We start from the raw sequence: 21,225 nt of genomic DNA on the forward strand, positions 1-21,225 counted from the left end.
CGGTGCGGCCGCCCTCCGCGATGCTACATCAAACGCGACAAACGCTTCGCTATACTCTCCCATGGCTCGCCCTCCGTGCGTGAGGATCGGCTCGGCCCATCCGAGCAACCCTCATCTCTTAATCGCACGAAAGGGCGGGCCACCGATCTCAGCCCTGGAACATGAGGTCTAGCACGCACCACCCGTGCTTTAAGTTCCCAGCTGGGAACAGCTTTTCAAGTCGGAGGGATGCACGGCACCAAGAAACCCTGGACACTCATCAACTGTATGGTGGGGCATGTGGCTCTCGGGCGCATTGGCGCATCCCGTGTCACCTGCGGGTGTGGGCGTACCGCACCACAAATCCTGACGCCTTAGTTAGAACTCGAAACCGGTCACGCCGTCGCTGATAGTTGCGTGTCATCTCGGCGCTGGCGTGGTAGCTGCTTTTTGCACATAGCGCTCGTCGAGCTCGGCTGAGGACGCGCGCAACGATGGCCAAAAACTTTTGGCCGCGCTGGCCTCGGGAAAGATCCCCGCGCACGCCAGCGGCCAAAGCGGCGCGTCTGACCAGCCGCGCCACCTTCTGATCGTTCAGCCGCTCGGCTCCCACCGCCTTGCCCTGACCGGTAACAAAGCGGAAGGAGGGGGCCATGCGCGATACGGGCCAGCTTCAGCCAGGTCTGCAGGGCGACAACCGGGCAGGTGGCGTCGGACGAGCCGCGACCAATTTCGACCTCGCGCCAGCCGGTCTTGCCCCGCAACGTAACCGCCCATGTCTGGAAAGAATTCAATCCAGCCGCGACCGTCGTCGGTTTGATCACGCGCAACACCAGGCCGAGATCCCGAGGCCTGGGCCGTGATGTAGAGGCCGACGATTTGTGGATCTGGCGGCGGCGGATCAAACGTCTGACGCCGGCAGCAGCCGCAAAAATCCTTCCAGTCCGCGGCATAGGCGCGACGGGTGTTTGCCGAACTTGCTGCCTCGACATAGTCGCGCGCACGGCTGGCTCAATCCGCTTGCGTGCTAGGCAGCACCTCGAATTGGTTCGGTGCCGAGCTTGAAAGCTGCCCAGAACTGCCATATCTTTTGCACAAGAAATATGACTCTGCATGTGGTAGGAGGAATCGTATGAGCCAGGTACTCAAGACACTCGAGCAGAATGGACCTCTCATCTTGTCCTATATGGACCGCAACGGGAAGATTGCGATCGAGCAGGTCGCGGACGGTTTTGGCATGTCCAAGGGACAGCTGGCCCAGACCGCTGGTCTTGCTCGCGAGACCGTCTATCGATCACAGCGCAGCGCTACGGCAAAGACACAGGGACGCTTGCGGGAAATGCTTGAGATTATCAGCCGCGTGACGGATTGGGCGGGGGGCAAGGAGCAGGCGATGGCCTGGTATCGAGCTCAGCCGCTTCCAGCTTTTGGCGGACGCACTGCTGAAGCGCTGGTGAAGGACGGCAAGGCCGCTGCGGTCCGTGATTATCTCGATCACATGGCCGTTGGTGGTTTTGCGTGAGGTTCATCAGAACCTGCTACCGGGCACACGATCCACGTTGGGCATTCAAGCCGACTTCCGGTGAAGGAGCGGCGATCAGAGGTGCGCGATTCAATCCCAAAGGTGGGCCTGCGCTCTATCTGGCGTTGACCCTGATGACAGCGATCAAGGAAGCCAACCAGGGTTTCGCGCAGCGGATCGATCCTTGCGTGCTTTGCTCCTATGAGATCGATTGTGACGACATCTCGGATCTGACAACGGAAGAGGGGAGAGCAGAGTTTTCAGTGACGCACGAAGAGATGGCCTGCGCCTGGGCCACGGCTCATAGCGACGGCGAGCGCCCGGCGTCCTGGTCCATCTACGACCGGCTGCGGCCTCGAAATACTGCCGGCATCGTGGTCCCAAGTTTCGCGCCGAGCGCCGAGATGGAGGATCGCAACCTGGTCCTTTGGGACTGGGGTCCGGATCTGCCGCACAAGGTAACTGTATTCGACCCGAGCGGTCGGTTGCCTAAGGACCAGCTATCCTGGCGATAACGCACTCTCGGCATCCGAAGGGCAGGGGAGGGGTCTTTCGCCTTACAGGCCTGATGCTTTGGTGAGATTGACCCGCAAGCGGTCACGCCGCGGCTGATACCTGCGGGTCATCTCGGCGCTGGTATGGCCGAGTTGCTTCTGCACATAGCGTTCATCGACCTCGGCCGAGGAGGCGAGGCCGGCGCGCAGCGAATGGTCAAGAGGGGCGCGGCCATTTGCTTTCGCATGCTGTCGCCCTGGAGCACGATGCGGTGGGCGTTGTGCACGATCCGATCGAGAATGGCGTCGGCGACGGTGGGGTCTGCGATCAGGTCATGCCATCTGGCCACCGGGACCTGGGCGGTGATCAGGGTGGATTTGCGGCGATAGCGTTCCTCGACGATTTAGAACAGATGGAAGCGCTTGCGGCGCGACAATCAACGTGAGAGCTCGTATTGCCTCACCGAGGAGTGCTCCGAGCAACGCTGCCGTTGCCTCATCAGGATGTTCCCGTGGTCGCGATCCGTCACTCCGTCATTGCCTGGAAGGTCGCTGCTGACGAAGTTGTGCCGAACACCATCTCATGAGCCTTTTCCTTTCGCCATATTTTGACGCGACGTTGCAGCGTGCGCAGAAGGAGATCGGGATATTTCTCCGGGTATTCCGACTGCAGCCGCGCCAGCAATTCCCGGCTCGTTTGCCACGGCCCTTCTTCAAACCAGCCACGTAGCTCGTGGGTGACCCCTGCAAATGGATCAGGACGCCGCCGTTCCCGCTTCTGTTTTGGTTTCGGCTTCGCAGTAGGTCGTATTTCGCCCTCCCTCCATGCGGTTCGCAAGCCTGAAAGGAACTCATCGAGCGCCGGCTCGGACACCGCGGAATCTGATGTGGGTAATCGATCGGCTGAGGCCACAAGGCGCCGTTGTGCGGCTCGCATGTCGCTCAGCAGGCTGACAGGATCCAGCTGCGCAGCCATCTGCGCCAGCTTCGCGCGAACAGACGCCGGCGTCAGCGGGTGTTCCATCAAGCGCTGGCAGGGTGTCGCCGGAAGGTGATAGCGCTTGCGCACCCTGGCGCCGTCACGCGCCTTTTCCGCCAGCTTGAACGAGGGCTGGAAGAAGTTCACGAACAGCCGAACCGTCGAATAGAGCTGTGCAAGGGCCGCAGCGGCCTCAAGCCCCTCCAGCCGACGATACCCGACAATGCGCCGCACCACGGCGCCGTTCTTCTGCTCGACGAACGCCTGATCGCTCTTGCGGTAAGGGCGGCAGCGGGTGAACTCGATGCCGGCATCCAGACAGTAATCGCGTATCGTCTCGTTCAGGAACACGCTGTCATTGTCCGTGTCGAATCCGAGAAGCTGGAATGGCAGGAGCCGCCGTAATTCCGTCAGCACTTCGCTCAACAGCTTCTGCTCACGCACCAGCAAGGGCGCGCATTCCGTCCATCCGCTCGCGATGTCGGTAAGACAAAGCGTTTGTATGAAGCTTCCACGCGCCGCCGGTCCGCTGTGCGCCACCAGGTCGGCCTCGACGAAGCCAGGCGGAGAATCCTGCCAGTCGGAGAAGGTTCGGATCGGAACGCTGCGCCGCAGCGCGGTGGACGCTGTGCTGCGACGGCGTCTCGGCCCACCAGCGATGTCTCGAACCTCGCGAAGCGCGCGATCGATCATCGCCGCGCTCATCGCTAATAACCGGGTGCGGATCTCTGCTGTTAGATGAAGATGCCCATGGCGCTCCATCGCCTCCACCAGAATCGGAATCAACGTCTTCAGACGCTTGCCGCAGATGCGGTCCGAAGCCTCCCAGAGCACGATCAACGCTTCACGAACGGCATCATCGTAAATACGACGCTCGGGTCGAGGTCCCGAACGAGTCCCCGGCGAACCTTTGCGAAGCAGCCGCATTGCGTGCTTGCGGTGAAAGCCACTCACGGCAACAAATTCATCCAGAATCCGCCCCTTTTCGGCACGGTCGCCCTCAAGATAGCGCTGCCTTACCGCACCCACCAATTCATCGCGAGTCGCCATGCTTACACGCCTCATCAGATCTGCTCCTGCCACACCATCGTCGGGAGCAGATCTGATGAGGCAACGACTTAATATTCAGGAGCAATTCAGACGAGGCAATGCGCAGGTCCACGAACCCGGACGCATGGGATTGTCGGATTTCACCGACATGGGCTCCGCCGGGATCACGATCGCGGGCATTCCTCTCGATCACCGGCTCTATCATTTCCGGCTCGCCTATTCCGGCTTCGAACACGCCCATGTCGTGCTCGGCGGCGAAAGCTTCGTCGCCCTGGCGGAGGGAATGCAGAACGCGCTGTGGTCGCTCGGCGGCGTTCCGTTGGAGCATCGCAGCGACAGCCTGTCGGCCGCGTTCCGCAATCTTGACCGGGACGCCCGGGAAGACCTGACCCGCCGCTACGAGGAACTGTGTGGCCACTACCGCATGACGGCGACCCGCAACAATGCCGGCGTCGCGCATGAGAACGGCTCCATCGAGGGGCCGCACGGCCATCTCAAGCGCACCATCAATGACGCGCTGCTGATGAGGGGGTCGAGCGATTTCGACGATCTGGCCGCCTACCGCCGCTTCGTCGACGACTAACGCTGCCAAAGGGACGCTTTCGATCCCACATCCGGAATCCGCCACTAAGCTACATAATCTTGTGCCTTGTAGGACAGTTTGGGGCAATGTCAGTTTTGGTAGTCTAGGAAAATGTAGGAAAACCAGTTAGTTCGCTGGACGGCTGTGACCTGGCGCGTCCCTTGCAATGGTATCGATTATAGATCGAATACCAAATTCAAAAGGAAGCACAATGTCGCGTCAGATGAAATTCATAGCGTTTCTCATGGCTGGACCAACTTTCCATCACCACGGCATGTGGCGTCATCCAGAAACAGAGAACAGGTTTCTGGATCCGGCATTCTGGGAAACACTGGCTAGAACTCTCGAAATCGGCAGATTTGACGGATTATTCTTTGCAGATACACTGTGCTTCCACAGCGAAACCGCCATGGCACGGGGAGGGCAGATGTCGCTACTCGATCCTGTCCCTCTTATTGCGATGATGGCGCGGGCGACGTCGCGCATTGGGCTCGGCGTGACAATATCCACAAGTTTCCAAGAGCCATATGCGATAGCCCGCGTGCTTTCCTCGCTCGATGTGCTGAGCGGCGGCCGCATAGCTTGGAATATCGTGACTTCCTCATATCACCGGGCAGCGCAGAATTTCGGCAAGAACGCGCTCCTGGCGCGCGATGAACGCTACGACCGTGCCGAGGAGGTCCTGAAAGTCTGTCTTGACATGTGGACGGGTTGGGCCGAGGACGCGCTCGTTCTCGACAAGGAAAGCGGCGACTTCATTGACGAGGCGAAGATGCGCCGCACCGAGATCGCGGGAAAATTTGTTGGGGCGAGTGGCATGTTCACCGTCCCACCGAGCCCTCAGCGGCACCCGGTCATCATGCAGGCCGGATCCTCACCGCGCGGACGCAAATTTGCGGCCAGCTACGCCGAACTCGTCTTCACGCTGCAGCATTCGTTGCCAGACATGCAGGAATTCTATGCAGACATGAAAAGTCGCGTCGACAGCGAGGGGCGGAATCCAGATGATTGCTCCATCTTGGTCTCAGTGGACCCGATCCTCGGCGAAACGGAATCGATTGCCCGGGAGAAGCAGGCCTACATCAATGAACTTGTCGATCCTCGCGTCGGAATCCCATTAATGTCAGCCCATACTGGGGTCGACTGGTCACAATATCCGGTAGACAAGCCGATTAGCGAAATTCCGGCAGAGGTCGGCTCTCGTGGGTCCTTCGATGTTATTCTTCAGGGAACCAAAGCCAGCAATCTCACGCTCGGAGAAGCAGCCAAGCGCTTCGCAACAAGTGAGCTTTGTCCTCAACTCGTTGGCACGCCCGAGAGCGTGGCAGACGAACTCCAGGCATTCTTCGAGGAGAAAGCGTGCGATGGGTTCATCGTGACGCCCACTGAAATGCCCGGCTCCTTCGAGGCTTTCACGCGATCGGTCGTCCCGATCCTCCAAAAGCGTGGAGTCTTCCGCAAGGAGTATCCGGGCTCGACACTCAGGGAAACGCTAAAGGTGTAATGCCCGAGGTGCCGCGCAGACTTGCCCCCCCGGGGCAGCTGTCCGTGCTGCGGCGGCACTACCGCGCATCGGTATTGGCAGATTCGTGAGCAAGGCATGCTTTCGTTTCCTGAAGGCGTTTCCGGGGAGGATTCCGCTGCCGTCGATCTCTGGCAAACTACCGTTTTCTAGACACCATACGAGGTGGCTCTCGAATTGTGGTCCGATGGCCGCTTTTTGTTCAGAAACTATGTGCATGATTTTATTGTATGGAAAACGCTGTCAGTATGGTTCAAAGACCCGGTCTGGGCGCTGACGGCAGTCCAGCGGACTATCGCCGTTCAGTTCAGTGAAGCTGTTTCTTGGTCCAGGGCCTCGACAGTGCCCGGATTACCTTGGCGAACACGTACTCCTCCGAAATATCCGCTTCGGTAGGCCTCGATCGAGTCGTTGAAGTTTCCGGCATAAAACCACCATACCAGCTAGTGACCATCCTGTGGATCTTGGCGAAGAGCGCTGTGCCGAGTCTGATGTTTTCGCAGGTCTTTACGCGGCTTTCGGTTGCCTCGGACGTATCCCCGGCCCCAACGCCGGCCGGATACCGCGTCAGGCCGACCCGGACGATCGCCTTGCCGAAACACGCTGCGAGGTTCGAACCGCGCCTTGCAACCTTCTCTGGCCCGCGCGATGAGGCGGAGCTGGTTCGTAGAGTTAGGCTCTCGCGACACGGACGGCGTAGAGGCCACGCCATGAAGCGTTGGAAGAATTCGGTAATCCGCCGTCTGGTGAGACTGGCGAACGGAGAGCCAGCGGATGGCGCGGATTGACGATCGCATCCAAGCGCTCGCGGAAAAAACGCCCGTCCAATCGCTATCGGAAGAACGATCTCGTTTTCCAATATACCTCAGATCAATGGAAATCCCGAAGGCCATGAATTGGATTGTCTCTCAGGGCGGGCCATCGGCGCGATCGGCGGCGCTTTTGGCGGCGTTCGCCTTCCCGTCGCCTTCGCAAGCTGCCTGCATAGACCTGCAGAACCGACGCGGGGCGCCGGCAGTTCGACTGTGATCTTCTTGGACCGTCAGCGGAGTGGTGGAGGGGACAGCTTGCATCTCCCCTCTTAGCGGCTCCAAGTCATCCATGGTGATCGATTGCCCAGATACATGTGTAATCACCTCAACCGCGTTGAGCATGCCATGCGATAGAGCGAAATCGCAGGCTGGCCGGCTGCCACCTTCGGAACGTCTCCGCAATCATTTGCAGTATGGAATCCCAATGCTCAGGTGAGACTTGGCTTGGGATATCATGTCTCCCAGCCCAAAACTTGACAAACCGCTCTTCGCTCATTGATACAGCTTCGGTGGTAGCGAGTGAGATGCAGTTGCCCAGATTGGGATATTGATTGAGGAGCGGTTCGTAGGTGCCCATTTGACCGACGAGTGTAGTAACCGCCCGTCGTAAAGCGGGTGCCATATCGCGTATCCTATTTTCGATTTCGAGTTGAAAGGGATCACTCTCAAGATCTGCAAGAAGGGTCACAATTGTGAAAAACCCGCGAGGCCGCAGGATTCGCATGCTTTCGCGAAGTGCTTCGCGCGCGTTCGTCAAATGGAACGACAGGCTGTAGCAAACCCAATCCAGCGATGCGTCGGCGAGGCCCGTGCTTTCACCCGGTGCATTGATCCAGGAAACGGCAGGATAAGATGGGCCTAGCTTCCGCCCGACCGCAACCATCTGACTATCAGGTTCCACAGCATAGCCTGAAAGTCCCATGTCAGCTAAGGCATAGGCGATTTGGCCAGTACCTGCGCCGATATCCCCGAAGATCGGGCGCTCGGCTGAGTGCTTTACTTGATCAAGAAGATATTGAAGGACCCGCCGTGAATACGGTGGGAACGCCGGATAAAACTCTGCTATCTCGGAAAAACTTCCAAAAGACCGCCTATTAGAAACTTCCATCTTCTGCTCCATCACCTTTTCTTCCATCTCGCCACGCGCAACATGAACCCCGCCAGCCAGCTTCCGCGCTACCTCAGAAGCAAAGAGTTCAAAACTCGTGCCAACTTGGCTAATCAAGCCGATGCGAAGAATTTTGGACTATTTGCGCCGATTGCCTGCGATGAAAAGTGAGCGATCGGCCAAACAAGCTCGTGTCACAGCCCCGACAAACCCGACAGACTGTCAGATTGCCTCGTCTGAATTGCTCCAGAATAGCACATCGGACAACATGGGCACCGCGGCCGAGCATCAGCGAGTCTCAGGTCGAGATCGATGATCTCCGAAATCACCAATCCCGTTTGCGCGGCCAGCAACAGCAGAGTGTGATCGCGCCGTCCCGGCCATGTGCTGCGGTTCGGGCAGATCAGGATGAGCTTCAATCTCGGACCAGCGATGCGGGAAGATCAACGTTCGTCATCGCCGGCATCCATGATCCTTATGCCGCCCGCCTGCAGGATCAATTGTGCAAGGCGCGAAATCATCGCTTGTCGCTGTGGAGCGCTCATCTGTGTCAACCCTGGCGTTTCCAACGTCATGCAGAGCTGGTAGGGTCGCGCTGTCGTTCTTTTCATCGCATGCCTCCTCGATGACAGTTGCGTCATCCGAAAAGACTTGCGTGAGTCCATTGTCTTTGAGTACCCGGTCAAGGTCCATCGGCGCCTGTAGCAGGGCAATCGCTTCAGGTTAACGGGTGGTGCGTGTCGAGGGCGAATATGATTCATGAAGGACTTCGTGATCTGCGGAGCCCTCGATGTCGCGCCAACCTTGCCGTTCGCTTTCGATACTCGATCATTTTTCGGCGCTGTCAGATCCTCGCCAGCGTTGGCGGGTCGTCTACCCGCTGCGTGTGATCGCGCTTGATGCCGAGCTGTTCAAGGCCTGCTTCATAAGCTGGGTCGAGACCCTGCGCGACGGTGATCCCGAGATCATCGCCGTCGATGGCAAGACCTCGCGGCGCAGCCACGCGCGCGCCAAAGGCCGCGAGCCGCTGCATCTGGTCTCGGCTTGGGCGACCCGTCAGAGGCTCACTCTCGGCCAGCAGGCGACAGACGTAAAATCAAATGAAATCACTGCTATCCAGTTGCTGCTCGAGCGCCTCGAATTGACCGGCGCACTGGTCACCATCGACGCGATGGGAACGCAGGCGGCAATCGCCGATGCCGTTGTCGCGAAGGGCGGCGACTAGCTGCTCGCGCTCAAGGCCAACTGGCCCGCCACCTTCGCCGATGTCGAGCGCTTCTTCGCAGAGCCGCAGGCAGACCTGCTGCAAACGCCTGTCGAGACCATCGACAACCACCATGGCCGCCTCGAAGACCGTCGCCACACCGTCTGCCATACGGTCGACTGGCTGTTCTCCGACCGCCGCTATCCCGGCGAACCGCGCTTCCCACGCCTGGCTATGATCGGCATGGTCGTAACCCGCGTCGAACGCAACGGCAAGACTGAGCACGAGCGGCGCTACTACCTGTCCTCCGCCAAGCTCGACGCCAAAGAACCGGCTCCACTGGGTGCTCGATGTCGTCTTCCACGACGACCTTGCACGCCTCAGGACAGGACACGGACCGCAAAACATGGCCGTCGTCAAACACATGGCCATCAATCTCGTCCGAAACCCCAAGAACAAGCACAGCCTTAAGGTTCGACGAAAACTCGCCAACCTCAACGCCGACTATCTCGAAAAACTCATCCGCCAGAAAAACGCGTTAACCTGGAGCGATTCCCCTGGCGCCTGTAGCGATAGCCGCGGCTCTCCCAGCTCCATTGCGGCGCAGGTCGCGCGGTCAAGCATCCACCGCTCCACTGCCGTCGTCACTCCGGGTTCGTGCTCAACAACGACGACATCCGATCCACTGGCTGGCACCGACCATACAACGCGTGCCAGCGGTAGTGGATCTCGACTTCTTTATAGGTATGGGCACAATGAGCGAGTGACTGGAATCGGAAGAAAGAATTGGCTCTTTGCTGGCGCTGACACCGGCACGCAGACCGTGGTACGTGCCATGACGATCATCGAGACGGCCAAAATGAATGGCTCGATCCGCAGGCATATCTGGCCGGCGTGCTCGACCGCATCCACGATCACAAGATCAACCGCCTCGACGAACTACTCCCCTGGAATTGGTCTCCTGTTACCATCACCTGCGCCGAGGCAGCCTGATGGCTACGATCACCTACGTCTTCACCATCGGCCACGTCGCGAAAACACTTGGACAGTATCCTGAGCTCCTTCAGGCGATCGTCAGCAACGACGACAACCTGTCCTACGGCAGTATCATCAGCGTCTACGATAGCAGGGACGAGGCAATCACCGCTCTCACTGACGATGGGATTGACGAGCTAAGACAAATGCTCGCCCATGCCCGTCGTTCGACCGACGAATGGAACGACTTCTCGACAGCTTTGTCGACGACGAAGAGCTCATCGCACGCATCAAAGCAAAATCACCGCGGTACCAATCGGCCGGTTACATTGCGTCGCCAGCCGCATGCTGAACGTCAGCGTCCGATGAAGCAGATCGCCGATATCCTGGGCCACGCAGCCTTCGATGCTCAATGATTTACAAGAAAGTCGACCTTCAAAGGCACGCGGCAGTCGCCATGCCATGGCGGGGGCGCGGCACGACCTGGCCGCTCACGATGAAGGCGCGGATCGACTGCCATCTCGCCGAACGTCGGCGCCTTAGATTCGCACTTAAGACTTCGGGCAAGACGCTCCGTTCATCCGACCGCTTAGCCGATCGGTCTGTCTATGTCGCGACGGTGCTCGTGCCCGCCTGGGGTGAGGAGCAGCGCGGGATGCCACACCGGCTTCCTGGGCGCGCCGCCTGGAAGTGCTACCACCTTTGCTGAACATGTGAGTCGCCTCGATCTGGCAAACGAGTTTCCGGCAACTACCCATATTCGGGGAGCACACCGGCGGGATGGCGACGGTAGGCTGCTTTCCCCGAACGTGTCCCGGTCATCAAATCAGCCAAATATCGACGCGAGCAGACTATGACAAAGCTGTGGAATGGAGCTGGCCGTGGCCCCGCCACGACTAATGCAAACAAAATGGCTGGAATCGCACGCGCGTCGGCCAATCCTTCAAACGCACTGTCGTGAATTAGACCGTCTAATTAGTTGAAATGCAATCACATCTCCCTTTCTCCAGTTCGACCAATCCGAATTTGGCACGAGATTTGATCCATTCAGTGCAAAGCTGCGGGAGCTGTCTACCGGCACTTGCTTCACAGCATCGCAATGGAGGAGCGAAGGCAGAATGCCAAGTGCCAATTTGCTTCCATACTCCGGTGTCGTCGCTGTCCCAATTAACCGCGAAGTAACGATCCGTCATCTTGCTCCAATGCATACCGAACAACGGGGCCATAAGACAGTAGTTCTGCCTTTGGCTATCTCAAAGTCCTAAAATGAGGGCAATAGAATTATGGATGTACCTTCCGTAAAACCGTTTGATGCAGACGTAGTTGAAGAGCTTTCCTTCCCAAAATTCGTACAGGTCGCGAAAAATCTCGTCGCCGCGAAGTTCGACCTGATGAAATTTACACCTGCGAAGTATATTCTCGATACTGCCCTGGCAAGCGGACAGTTAAGAGCCGGCGGTCATGTTATTGAAAGCAGCTCTGGCACGTTTGCCTTAGCTCTATCCATCCTGTGTTCGTTGTATGATCTGCGCCTGACGCTTGTTACCGGTCCGACGTCACAAATCGTTCGCTGGAGACTCGAGAATTTGGGCGCAGTCCTACATACGGTCCACGCTAGCGAGAATTGCGAAGGTGGGATTCAGCAAGCGCGTCTGGAGATGTTGGCCGAGTTGCGCTCATCAATGCCCGATGGTTTTTGGCCGCAACAGTACACAAACCCGTTGAATTCTCTCTCTTATAGATCGATTGCTGAGCGAGCCCTCCTGACACAGCCAAAAATTGATTCAATCGTTGGTACGGTCGGTAGCGGGGGATCGCTCTTTGGAATTGCGTCCATCTTGCAACGCAAGAACTCGGATTTAAAGGTAATCGCCGTCGACCACAATAGGAGTGTGATTTTTGGTGCCCAGGCCAAACGGATCAGCAAGATGTGCCGGGAAACGTTTGAACAAATTCTCGCGATGGGCGCCGGAATTCCCATGGGCAATGTGAATTTTGAACTCTGCGACGAAGTCCACTGGGTGCCGGTTCCGAAAATGGTTCAAATGGTCCACGATTTCCATCGTCGAACTGGGATGCTTGTCGGGCCATCGAGCGGTGCCGCTCTTGCTGTCGCAGAGTGGCGTGCAGCTCAGGAGCCTTCGCAGCTCGTTTTGACCATTCTCCCCGACCACGGCGTCCGTTATGTGGAGACGATGTTTAATCCCAGATGGTTGAACAATTGGAACGAGGACCTTGCTCGTAGTTGGGTAGGGCCAAGGGATATTTCTTCGCTAGAACAGGTATCGGAGGGATGGTGCCGATTCAAGTGGGATCGACGCCGATACCGAGATGTCGCCGGAATCGACCCGGCGCCCCGTCCGGCCGGGTATAATCCGTGAGGTGTCGTTGGACACGCACTTTAATTGCGGATTTCAGAAAGATGTGACAGCGGATTCGCTGGTTCGCGGACATCCGTCCGCGCCTTCTTCAGGCCGCACGGATTCCAGCCGGCGACTAGGCTTCGTGGACAACGGGGCAGCATAGTTTGATTGAGGCGAGCGCCACGAAGCCAAGATAGGATCCCTTGGTCTTGTCGTAGCGTGTGGCAATACGGCGCCAGTTCTTCAGTTTGTTAAACAGGCGCTCGACGAGGTTGCGCCAACGGTATTTCTCGCGATTATGCGGGGTGGGGCGCGGCGGTTGCTTTTGGCGGGGATAACCGCCTCGACGCCGGCTTTGGCGATCTCTTCGCGGATGGCCGGAGTCATAGGTCCGCCAAGAGCGCCTCGATACGGTCGGCGATCATTCGAAACAGCGGGCCGAAGCCTTGAATATCATGCGCCTGGCCAGGTATCAGGACGAAGCCGAGAGGTCGGCTTTTTCCGTCGCACCGCGCATGGAGTTTGGTGGTGAAGCCGCCGCGCGATCGGCCAAGCGCCTCACTTTCCTGAGTCCCCTTTTTATGCCGACTGCACAATGATGTGCCCGGACAACGGTGCTATCGATCATGTCGGCGGTGGCATCGCGTTCCAGTGTTTTCGAGCAGCGCATCGAACACCCCTGTCGCGGCCCATCGCCGGTATCGGCGGAAGACGCTGTTCTACTTGCCATATCCATCAGGCAGATGACGCCATTGCGCCCCGGTTCGGGCCATCCACATCATGCCTTCGAAATAGCGCCGATTATCCTGCGCCGGACGGCACCCTCGACCGCGCTCTGCCGGCAGGAGCGGCCCGATCAGCGCCCATTCCTCGTCCGATACGCCAATCCGCTCGCCCAACGCTGCCTCCAAAAGACAGCCTTGAATCAAGGCCCGAGTCTAGACTAGCGTCAAGCTTTGTCCACGACGTCTTGGCCTTTTCGACCCAGCGTTGCTCGTCTTTCCTACGGCTCTTGATGTTGTAGGCCTGCAAATCGAAGTGGATGTCCGAGAGGCGGGCATTTAAACTTGGGCTCCCAGCCCACTGTTCTTTGACGCCCGGATCTTCTTGCTCCCGGCGCCTTACGTCCCGGACAGGCCCATCTAAGGCGCGGGATTTGAGGTGGTAGCGGCGAAACCCATCGAGGCTTGCGGCGAAGAAAAGCCGAGCCGCATCACAAAGCTGGATATTCGTCAGCAGTTGTGACCATTAATCCTTAGCCAGCCAGCCTTTGCAGTCGGTCGACGTCCATAACGTCCCGACATGCACCAATCTTCGTCGACAACCCCTTGCCCGGCGGCACCTGCGCTGGTGCTGCGAGGTGAGGGCTTGCAGATGTTCTTGTTCGTCGAGGTCGAAAGTGGTGCGATCGACCAATCGATTAAATTGACTCAGCGCACGATCGTTGCTTGCGGGTGAGATGAAGGGAGCTCTTCTCCGATGTTGCTGCTGGCATCGTGAAACTGCCCTTCCATGACGACCGCACGTCCTGATGCTTCAATATTCATAATCATCTTCCCCGCGATGTCGCGAGGGTAGGGAGAGACATAGGCCAACCGAGCGATGTTGGCCTGCGCGTTGTTACTCACCGATAGTTGCCCTGGCAAAGGGTCTGTGCAGTCATTTCGTCACCGGCCAGTTCAGACTTTATGAAACCGTACGACGACAGCTTCTCCCAGACGGTGCCTTCGGACTTTCTGGCGGCGAGGCTCTCGTTGAACCGATCACGGAAATCCGCATCATCAGGCCGGAATGCAATTGCCGAGTAGCCGAGCGCTTCTTTGCCATCGTTCATGATGCGTCCAGTGAATGGAGCGGCGCGCTCGAGACCCTGGATTTTGGGGTCGTTCAAAATGCCAAGGGCCGTGCCGCTGGTCATCAAGATCGCATCAACCCGATCTGCCAGAAGCGCAGCGACCAGTTCGTTGTAGTCTTGGAAGAGTTGGATCCGTTCCGCCGGCACCCCCAAGGCGATGGCGTTTTCCGTCGTGGATGTGCCGCGCGCATCACCCACACGAACCTTGGGGTTTTTCGCCATGTCGGCATAGCTGTGAATGTTCAAAGGGTTTCCCGCTTTCACGGTTGCCGCATCGCCAGTGGCCATGAAGGGTTCGGAAAAGCTGACTTGTTTGCAGCGTTCCGGAGTGATGTTCATGCCGGAGGCCACCGCATCTATGCGGCGCGACATCAGACTGGGGATTAGCGCGCCGAAGTCCATCACAACGAAGTCAACTTCCTTGACGCCAAGCGGCTCGACGACCGCCTTCAGAACGCCCGGATGAACGCCCGATACGGTGCCATCCTCTTTCTTGAAACCCCAAGGCCAACGGTTATGAATGCCGATGGTTAGTTTGCCTTCCCTCGCGACCTGCGACGTAAGCTTTTCCGCGTTGGCCACCATCGATGACAGACCGACTGAGAAAAGCGCTACCGTGATGAGCATTGCGGCTTTGCGATTGACGCTGAGGGTTCCCATCCGAAGCTCTTGCTGGAGTGTTGTTTGAATGATGACTCCAGTATATCAGGTATACCTACTCTGTCAACGCGCGCGTGATTGATTTGTCGTAAGCCATGAGTTGTCCGGGTTAGGTAGCACATGAGTTGTCCGGGTTCCTAAGAAACAGCCGCAGCAGGAGTGGGCTCCATCCTCTGCAGTGCATATCCAAGCGATTTGGCACGACGCCGATTGCTGAGAACCCGCTGCCGCTAGCGTTCTTCGTAAATAAGAGGCTCCTGGTCAGCGTAGTCCATGCGATGGCGAAGGGTTGTAGATGAGAACGGCGATCTTGCGCGCCGTCGCGGTGACAGCCTTGGCCTTGCCAATGCGGGAGGCCAAGCGGCGATAGAAGGCGCCCAACGCCGTCTGAGTGCGCCCCACCGCCGTCGCCGCCAGCCGCAGCAGGGCGGCCACTCGACTGCAGGAGCGGCGCGTGCGGGACGACAGCACCTTGCCCCCGGATTCTTGTTGTGCGACGCTAGGCTCAGCCAGGAGGTGAAGTGCTTGGAGGTCGGCCAAGCCGAGAGGTCCGTGCCGCACTCGCTGACCAGCTTGAGCGCCAGGTACGGCCCGATTCCATGGATTTGTGTAAGATCGACGCCAAGGATCGCATGCAGGGCCTCGCGCACTGGAAACCCCGGCTCACAGGCCTGTGGCCGCTTATAGCGGGGAGGCGGTAGCGCGGCTGCGGCGTTGGATGGGCGTCCTTCATGCGTTCCAAAACCACTGCGATCCGCTCATCGCACGCGGCCACCTTGACTTGCTTGGGCCAGAGCGAAGACATGCTCCTCCCGATCGTTGCCGACGAGAGCCGCCCGAAGAGTCTCGGCTGAAGCCTTGCAATGTGGGTCACGGTAAGTGCCCAACTTGTCCGGATCGCGCTCGCCCGCCACAAGGGCCCGCATAATGCGCAGCCCGGTGGCGCCCGTCACGTCCGTGACGACGTGATGGAGTTGCAAGTTCATTTCGGTCAGCGCCTTTTGCATGTGTTGGATGTGGGTAGCCGCCGCATCGAGCAGCCGCTCGCGCTGGCGCAGATAGCTCCGCAGCGTCGCGATCTCGCCGGTGGGCCGGAAGCTGGCCCGCAGCAATCCATATTCATGCAGACGCTGTAGCCATTCGGCATCGGAGACATCGCTCTTGCGTCCCGGGACCTGTTTGGCCTCGCGGGCATTGACCAGAATTACGTCAAACCCGTGCTGCTCAAGGATCTCGAAAGCGGGATCCAGTAAACGCCGGTCGACTCCATCGCCACTGTCTTGACTCCGCACTGCTCAAGCCATGCGGCGAGGCGATGCAGATCGGCCGTGAAGTTCCGAATGTCCGTACCGGCTCGGGATCGCACCGGGGCGAGACCGCGGCCACATGTATGGTGGCGCCGATGTCGATGGCAGCTGCATTGGGATGTGGAGCGGGCCAGGCGGCGCGGGGCGCATCGGCGCAAGCGGCCGAGGAAGCCGTGCGAGGGCATGATGCTGCATCAGGACGGCAGCCGGCACGCTTGGCTGGCCGACGCGCCGGAGCTGGACCTGATCGTGACGATGGATGATGCCACGAGCAAGATCTATTCGGCCTTTCTGGTCGAGGAAGACGGCACGGCCTCGAGCTTCCAAAGCCTGCTGGAGACGTTTGCGGCCAAAGGCCTGTCGTCGAGCCTCTACACCGATCGCGGCAGCCACTATCCACACGCCCAAGGCCGGGGACAAGGTGACAAGGTACGGCTGACCCAGGTCGGGCGGGCGCTGCAAAGGCTCGGCATCGAGCATACCCCTGCCTATTCGCCCGAGGCGCGCGGTCGTTCGGAACGGATGTTCTCGACGCTCCAGCAGCGATTGCCACGGGAACTGGCGTTGGCCGGCATCCGCGACATTGCAGCCGCCAACCGCTTCATCGCCGACAACTACCTGCCGCTCATAATGCCCGCTTCGCCAGACCGCCCGAGATCGCCGACAGCGCCTCGTTGCCGCCGATCCGGACCAATTGGCCGAGATCCTGTGCGTCGAAGAGGAGCGCGTCGTCGGCCGCGACAACACCATCGTCTTCGGCCGGCTGAGACTGCAATTGCCGCCAAGTCCGATCCGACACCATTTCGTCAAGGCCAACGTCAAGGTCCGCCGCTACCCGGACGGCAAAATGGCCGTGTTCCACGGCCCGCGCCGGATCGCATGGTACACTGCCGACGGCGCACTTCTCGAACCGAAGCTCAAAAGTGCTGCGTGAACCGCTTCGACGCCAAAACAGGAGCGGACAGATGATGTGCTACCAAAACCGGACAACTTGAAACGCTACCGACACGCGCGCGTGATTGATTTCGAATGGGCCGTTCTCGCGCAAGAGCCGATGGTGCTACCGTTAGTTGTTCCTGGCTGATCGTGTCCTACAACTCATCTTTTCAGGACCGGGTTCGATTGACGGATAAGGCTGCATTGAAACCGGGCTTGGCGAGCGGGGTCGTGGCACCGCAAAGGCATAATGAAAGGCACGGCTCTTGAACGATTCTACTGCGACCACCTTGACGATTAATTATACCTGGTATAATCAGCTCCGTTCATCAAATTGAGGCGAGATACATGTACGGTAGGCTACTCGTACGCACGGATGAGTACACGGGACGCATCGACAGGCTCCGCAAGTGCATGGCAGAGCAATCTTTTGATGCGTTTGTGATCTCAGACCAAGACAACTTTGAATATTTTAGCGGCTACAAGTCCCTGTTCTGGGCGTCCAAAGCTCGGCCTTATTTTCTGGTCGTTCTGAAAGACAGCGACGCGGTAATGGTCGTGGCAGCCGCTGCCGAAGCGAAGGCATTTTCTCAAACGTCCGAACTGCCTGCAGGTCTGGTGCACCGGCAGTATTCCGGCTTCATCGAGGGTGCGGTTGAGAAAGTGATCGAGGCTCTCGGGCAGGCCGACCTTCGCAGAATTGCGCTGGATTACGGATTCGAGAGTTTCGGCATCGGTTCCCTCAGTCTTGTAGACAAGCTAAAGGCCCAGTTTCATGCAGCTCAGCTTTTGGAAGGGGCGGATTTCATTTGGCCTATCCGAATGATCAAGACGCCGGTGGAAATTGCTCAGAAGCGACTTACACTAGAGATCGCGCATGACGCGTTCCACCATTGCCTGAAGAACTTGACACTGGGAACGACGGAAAAGCAGTTCGCTAAGGCATTGATGCTGGACCTGGTCGAGCGTGGCGCTGAATCGGTTCCATGGCTGCCGGTGCGTTTTGGACGCAAGGACTTCGCCTATAGTCTTCCGCCAACCGATCGGGCGCTGGCAAAGGATGATTTCATTTGGGTCGATATCGGTTGCCGCATGTTCGGTTCGATTTCCGACGTCAACCGGATTGCCAAGGCCGGGCGCGCCACCAACGAGGAGCAAAGCATCTACACGCAGGTCCGAAACATGACGATTGGGACCTTGTCTGCAATGAAGCCGGGCATGACCGGTGCCGATGTCTATGCCGTATTCGAAGCGTTTGCCAAGCAGACTGAGTTAGGGCTGCCGAGCGCAACCGCATCCCGGATCGGCCATGGGTCTGGACGCAACCTGACGGAGCCGCCCTCGATCGCGGCCACCTCGAAGGAGGTGATTCATGAGGGGATGATCATCCACGTCGAGCCGAAATACGAACTGGACGGTGGAGTATTCCAGTTGGAGGAGGTCGCCGTGGTGACGACGGACGCCGCCGAACTCATTACAAAGCTTTCCGAAGAACAATTCCCTGAAGTTCCGCTCTAGTTCCGAAGTATTCGTCTGACGGAACAATCGAGCCGGATCTGCCGGTCTTCTTCGTGAAACTCTGTTCTCATGCGGCGAGTCGTCCGATACCAAATATTCTTCGTCAGGAAGGAAGCAGATAAAAAGACGCGAGGGCCAGTGAGCTTCATCGACATCATGCGAGGGATATTCGACGGCTTCGACATTACCGCGGCCGTAACCATGCTTGGTCTGTGCTATGCGATCCCCTTTGCGCTGATTGCAGGAGTCCTGCAGCATTTCCTGCGCGGCTGGGCGCTTTTCGGCATCACCGCTATCATCGAATTCTGGCGCAGTTCATCCCTCATCGTGCTGCTGTACGCCTTCTACTATTCGTTGCCTGCCTTCGGGATCTACCTGTCTGGAATTGCCGTCGGGGCGCTGGTTCTGGGGCTCAACATCGGCGGATATGGCAGCCAGTCGGTCCGCGCGGCATTACAGGCGCTTGATCGGGGGCAGACGGAGGCAGGGCTAGCTCTCGGGCTGAGTCGGCTAGATGTGCTGCGGCTGATCGAATTGCCCCAGGCGATCGCCTCCATGATGCCCACATTCATCAATCTGGCAATCCAGCTCATCAAGGGCACCGCTCTGCTGTCACTGCTGACGCTCGCCGACATGACATTTCGCGCGAAGGAGATTTCGCAACTCAGCTACGATCCCGTGCGGATCTATTCAGGATTACTGTTGGCCTATTTCATTGTTTGCTACCCTGTGACAGTTCTCGGTCGCCATCTGGAGAAAAAGCTGGGCAAGGGGCGGAGACGTGTCAATGAGTTTTGACCTAGATTTTGCAATCGAGATCGTTCCGCTCGTCCTGAAGGGAATAGGCAACACGGTTCTTGTGGCAATACTGAGCTTCGTCGGCGCATCGCTTATGGGCTTCATCCTGGAAATGCTTCGCAGGTCTCACTGGATTGTCCGCCCGTTGGCGCAGCTGCTGATTGATACAATCCGCTCCACACCTGTTCTGGTCCAGCTCTATTTTATCTATTTCGTTCTGCCCTACTACGGAATCACCCTCCCTGCTTTCCTTACGGGCGTTCTGGGGCTGAGCATCTACTACTCCGGATACCTGTCTGAGGTGTTCAAGGCGGGTATCGGCGCTATCCCAGTGGGGCAGAGCGAAGCCGCTTTTAGTCTTGGGCTGAGTTGGCTCGACGCGTTGATTTTCGTCATTGCGCCTCAAATGCTGCGAAACGTGGCGGCGCCGCTAGGCGCATACTCCGTGTCGATTCTAAAGGCGACACCATACCTTGCGGTCATCGCGGTCCCTGAAATGTTGGGAAGCGCATTCGATGTGTCCTCGGCAACTTATCGCTACGCCGAGCCAATGGCTGTCGCCGGCGTGCTGTTCCTCGCTCTGGCCCTGATCGCCGTCGCGCTAGTCACCCAGTTGGAACGTCGCCTCGGGCTGACCGCACACACTGCATAATAAGACACAGATGAAAAGGCGCTTCATGATCGCGACAAATCGTCAAGACATGCCGGGTCATAGCGGCGAGGCAACGCAAGCGGCCATTCGGATTGAGAACCTGTCCAAATGGTACGAAGGTTTCCAGGTCTTGACTGACATCAATCTCGAGGTGGCCCATGGCGAACGCATCGTCATTTGTGGCCCCTCGGGATCTGGCAAATCGACGCTCATCCGATGCATCAATCAATTGGAAGTGCATCAGAAGGGCCGGGTAGTCGTGAATGGAGTAGAGCTCCGGCCCGGGATGAAGGGGCTAGCCGAGGTGCGGAGCAATGTCGGAATGGTGTTTCAGCAGTTCAATCTATTCCCGCATATGAGCGTGATTGAGAATTGTACGCTTGCCATGCGGCGCGTTCGCAAGATCGCCAAGGCAGAGGCGGAAACCATAGCAGTGGAAAACCTCGCACGGGTGCGCATAGCAGACCAGGCGCAGAAATATCCGAGCCAGTTGTCGGGGGGTCAGCAGCAGCGCGTCGCGATTGCCCGCGCGCTTTGCATGAGGCCTAAAGTGCTGCTTTTTGATGAACCGACCTCCGCACTTGATCCTGAAATGATCAAGGAAGTTCTCGACGTTATGACGCTATTGGCAAAGGACGGAATGACGATGGTTTGCGTGACCCATGAAATGGGCTTTGCACGCAATATCGCAGATCGCTTGATTTTCATGGACGCGGGCAAAATCGTCGAGCAGGGCGAGCCGAAGGAATTCTTTGGCAATCCCTCCAATGACCGCGTCCGGACATTCCTTGAGCAGATATTACATTAGTCGACTGGATGGTTTCGTGTTTGTCTCGGGGCTGGCTTGCGAAACCCATTGACTTCGGCGATATACTAGGTATACTTCTCTGTTGAAAGCATTTGTCTTG

At 58.2% G+C, this 21,225-nt stretch carries 18 protein-coding genes and 10 pseudogenes; 13 read left to right on the forward strand and 15 right to left on the reverse strand.

Annotated features, from left to right (window positions below):
• Nucleotides 1-310: 310 nt before the first annotated feature.
• Nucleotides 311-990 (reverse strand): annotated as a pseudogene (locus A9K71_RS32340) (hypothetical protein); the annotation flags it as partial.
• A 121-nt stretch (nucleotides 991-1,111) separates the two neighbouring features.
• Between A9K71_RS32340 and A9K71_RS04715 the strand changes: the two are divergent.
• Nucleotides 1,112-1,501: an MbcA/ParS/Xre antitoxin family protein gene (locus A9K71_RS04715; protein WP_066991083.1), complete on the forward strand. Its 390-nt coding sequence runs from the start codon at nucleotides 1,112-1,114 to the stop codon at nucleotides 1,499-1,501.
• Nucleotides 1,498-2,016 carry an RES family NAD+ phosphorylase gene (locus A9K71_RS04720; protein WP_066991086.1) on the forward strand — a complete coding sequence of 173 codons (519 nt, stop codon included), beginning with the start codon at nucleotides 1,498-1,500 and terminating at the stop codon, nucleotides 2,014-2,016. Before A9K71_RS04715 ends, A9K71_RS04720 begins: the two co-directional genes overlap by 4 nt.
• A 42-nt stretch (nucleotides 2,017-2,058) precedes the next feature.
• On the opposite strand, the pseudogene A9K71_RS32345 reads toward A9K71_RS04720, so the two are convergent.
• The 3 genes and pseudogenes from A9K71_RS32345 to A9K71_RS04730 all read right to left on the reverse strand — a co-directional run.
• Nucleotides 2,059-2,211 (reverse strand): annotated as a pseudogene (locus tag A9K71_RS32345) (integrase); the annotation flags it as partial.
• A 20-nt stretch (nucleotides 2,212-2,231) separates the two neighbouring features.
• Nucleotides 2,232-2,399, reverse strand: a pseudogene (locus A9K71_RS29785) (ATP-binding protein); the annotation flags it as partial.
• Between the two features lie 122 nt (nucleotides 2,400-2,521).
• Nucleotides 2,522-4,039 carry an ISNCY family transposase gene (locus tag A9K71_RS04730; RefSeq protein ID WP_066991092.1) on the reverse strand — a complete coding sequence of 506 codons (1,518 nt, stop codon included), beginning with the start codon at nucleotides 4,037-4,039 and terminating at the stop codon, nucleotides 2,522-2,524.
• Between the two features lie 88 nt (nucleotides 4,040-4,127).
• Here A9K71_RS04730 and A9K71_RS04735 point away from each other — a divergent pair.
• Both A9K71_RS04735 and A9K71_RS04740 read left to right on the forward strand, forming a co-directional pair.
• A pseudogene (locus A9K71_RS04735) lies at nucleotides 4,128-4,604 on the forward strand (IS21 family transposase); the annotation flags it as partial.
• Nucleotides 4,605-4,818: 214 nt separating this feature from the next.
• Nucleotides 4,819-6,111 carry an LLM class flavin-dependent oxidoreductase gene (locus A9K71_RS04740; RefSeq protein ID WP_245299520.1) on the forward strand — a complete coding sequence of 431 codons (1,293 nt, stop codon included), beginning with the start codon at nucleotides 4,819-4,821 and terminating at the stop codon, nucleotides 6,109-6,111.
• 1,155 nt (nucleotides 6,112-7,266) lie between these two features.
• On the opposite strand, the gene A9K71_RS04750 is transcribed toward A9K71_RS04740, so the two are convergent.
• From A9K71_RS04750 to A9K71_RS31910, 3 genes and pseudogenes are all read right to left on the reverse strand, one after another.
• Entirely contained in the window at nucleotides 7,267-8,076 is an 810-nt protein-coding gene (locus tag A9K71_RS04750) for a class I SAM-dependent methyltransferase (protein WP_156752586.1), read from the reverse strand.
• A 229-nt stretch (nucleotides 8,077-8,305) separates the two neighbouring features.
• Nucleotides 8,306-8,468: pseudogene (locus A9K71_RS32985) on the reverse strand (integrase); the annotation flags it as partial.
• Nucleotides 8,469-8,492: 24 nt separating this feature from the next.
• Complete coding sequence (locus A9K71_RS31910; protein WP_197504182.1) at nucleotides 8,493-8,660, reverse strand: hypothetical protein; 168 nt, start codon at nucleotides 8,658-8,660, stop codon at nucleotides 8,493-8,495.
• Between the two features lie 179 nt (nucleotides 8,661-8,839).
• On the opposite strand from A9K71_RS31910, the pseudogene A9K71_RS29800 reads away from it, so the two are divergent.
• The 4 genes and pseudogenes from A9K71_RS29800 to A9K71_RS04770 form a co-directional block, all read left to right on the forward strand.
• Nucleotides 8,840-9,785, forward strand: a pseudogene (locus A9K71_RS29800) (ISAs1 family transposase); the annotation flags it as partial.
• A gap of 237 nt (nucleotides 9,786-10,022) precedes the next feature.
• Nucleotides 10,023-10,246, forward strand: a pseudogene (locus A9K71_RS29805) (transposase domain-containing protein); the annotation flags it as partial.
• Nucleotides 10,246-10,580, forward strand: a pseudogene (locus tag A9K71_RS04760) (hypothetical protein). The pseudogenes A9K71_RS29805 and A9K71_RS04760, both read left to right, overlap by 1 nt.
• Nucleotides 10,581-11,511: 931 nt before the next feature.
• Nucleotides 11,512-12,609, forward strand: coding sequence for a pyridoxal-phosphate dependent enzyme (locus tag A9K71_RS04770; RefSeq protein WP_066991111.1), 1,098 nt, complete (start codon nucleotides 11,512-11,514; stop codon nucleotides 12,607-12,609).
• 115 nt (nucleotides 12,610-12,724) lie between these two features.
• Here the strand turns inward: A9K71_RS04770 and A9K71_RS32350 are convergent.
• The 8 genes and pseudogenes from A9K71_RS32350 to A9K71_RS32375 form a co-directional block, all read right to left on the reverse strand.
• Nucleotides 12,725-12,919: pseudogene (locus tag A9K71_RS32350) on the reverse strand (transposase); the annotation flags it as partial.
• Nucleotides 12,920-12,974: 55 nt separating this feature from the next.
• Nucleotides 12,975-13,187, reverse strand: coding sequence for a transposase (locus A9K71_RS32355; RefSeq protein ID WP_245299521.1), 213 nt, complete (start codon nucleotides 13,185-13,187; stop codon nucleotides 12,975-12,977).
• Nucleotides 13,188-13,310: 123 nt separating this feature from the next.
• A complete protein-coding gene (locus A9K71_RS32360; protein WP_245299522.1) occupies nucleotides 13,311-13,490 on the reverse strand; it encodes a transposase in 180 nt (59 codons plus the stop codon).
• A gap of 531 nt (nucleotides 13,491-14,021) precedes the next feature.
• On the reverse strand, nucleotides 14,022-14,219 hold the full coding sequence (locus A9K71_RS04775) for a hypothetical protein (RefSeq protein ID WP_066991114.1): 198 nt from the start codon (nucleotides 14,217-14,219) through the stop codon (nucleotides 14,022-14,024).
• Nucleotides 14,216-15,106, reverse strand: coding sequence for an ectoine/hydroxyectoine ABC transporter substrate-binding protein EhuB (gene ehuB, locus A9K71_RS04780; RefSeq protein ID WP_066991117.1), 891 nt, complete (start codon nucleotides 15,104-15,106; stop codon nucleotides 14,216-14,218). Before ehuB ends, A9K71_RS04775 begins: the two co-directional genes overlap by 4 nt.
• A 261-nt stretch (nucleotides 15,107-15,367) precedes the next feature.
• Entirely contained in the window at nucleotides 15,368-15,577 is a 210-nt protein-coding gene (locus A9K71_RS32365; RefSeq protein WP_245299534.1) for a hypothetical protein, read from the reverse strand.
• 56 nt (nucleotides 15,578-15,633) lie between these two features.
• A pseudogene (locus A9K71_RS32370) lies at nucleotides 15,634-15,756 on the reverse strand (hypothetical protein); the annotation flags it as partial.
• Between the two features lie 108 nt (nucleotides 15,757-15,864).
• A complete protein-coding gene (locus A9K71_RS32375; RefSeq protein WP_245299523.1) occupies nucleotides 15,865-16,398 on the reverse strand; it encodes a transposase in 534 nt (177 codons plus the stop codon).
• Nucleotides 16,399-16,596: 198 nt separating this feature from the next.
• On the opposite strand from A9K71_RS32375, the gene A9K71_RS31915 reads away from it, so the two are divergent.
• The 5 genes from A9K71_RS31915 to A9K71_RS04810 all read left to right on the forward strand — a co-directional run bounded on the left by A9K71_RS31915 (nucleotide 16,597) and on the right by A9K71_RS04810 (nucleotide 21,125).
• Nucleotides 16,597-17,382, forward strand: a complete 786-nt coding sequence (locus A9K71_RS31915; protein ID WP_197504199.1) for a hypothetical protein — start codon at nucleotides 16,597-16,599, stop codon at nucleotides 17,380-17,382.
• A gap of 315 nt (nucleotides 17,383-17,697) precedes the next feature.
• The gene (locus tag A9K71_RS04795) at nucleotides 17,698-18,867 is read left to right on the forward strand and encodes a M24 family metallopeptidase (protein ID WP_066991124.1); all 1,170 of its coding nucleotides are present in this window, start codon (nucleotides 17,698-17,700) and stop codon (nucleotides 18,865-18,867) included.
• 138 nt (nucleotides 18,868-19,005) lie between these two features.
• Nucleotides 19,006-19,665, forward strand: coding sequence for an amino acid ABC transporter permease (locus tag A9K71_RS04800; protein WP_066991405.1), 660 nt, complete (start codon nucleotides 19,006-19,008; stop codon nucleotides 19,663-19,665).
• Nucleotides 19,655-20,317 (forward strand): amino acid ABC transporter permease, encoded by a 663-nt coding sequence (locus tag A9K71_RS04805; RefSeq protein WP_082980343.1) that lies wholly within the window; start codon nucleotides 19,655-19,657, stop codon nucleotides 20,315-20,317. The genes A9K71_RS04800 and A9K71_RS04805 overlap by 11 nt, the downstream gene beginning before the upstream one ends.
• Nucleotides 20,318-20,342: 25 nt before the next feature.
• Nucleotides 20,343-21,125 carry an amino acid ABC transporter ATP-binding protein gene (locus tag A9K71_RS04810; RefSeq protein ID WP_280940513.1) on the forward strand — a complete coding sequence of 261 codons (783 nt, stop codon included), beginning with the start codon at nucleotides 20,343-20,345 and terminating at the stop codon, nucleotides 21,123-21,125.
• Nucleotides 21,126-21,225 lie beyond the last annotated feature (100 nt).

The sequence above is a fragment of the Mesorhizobium sp. WSM3873 genome, assembly GCF_001672445.1.
Lineage (GTDB): Bacteria > Pseudomonadota > Alphaproteobacteria > Rhizobiales > Rhizobiaceae > Mesorhizobium.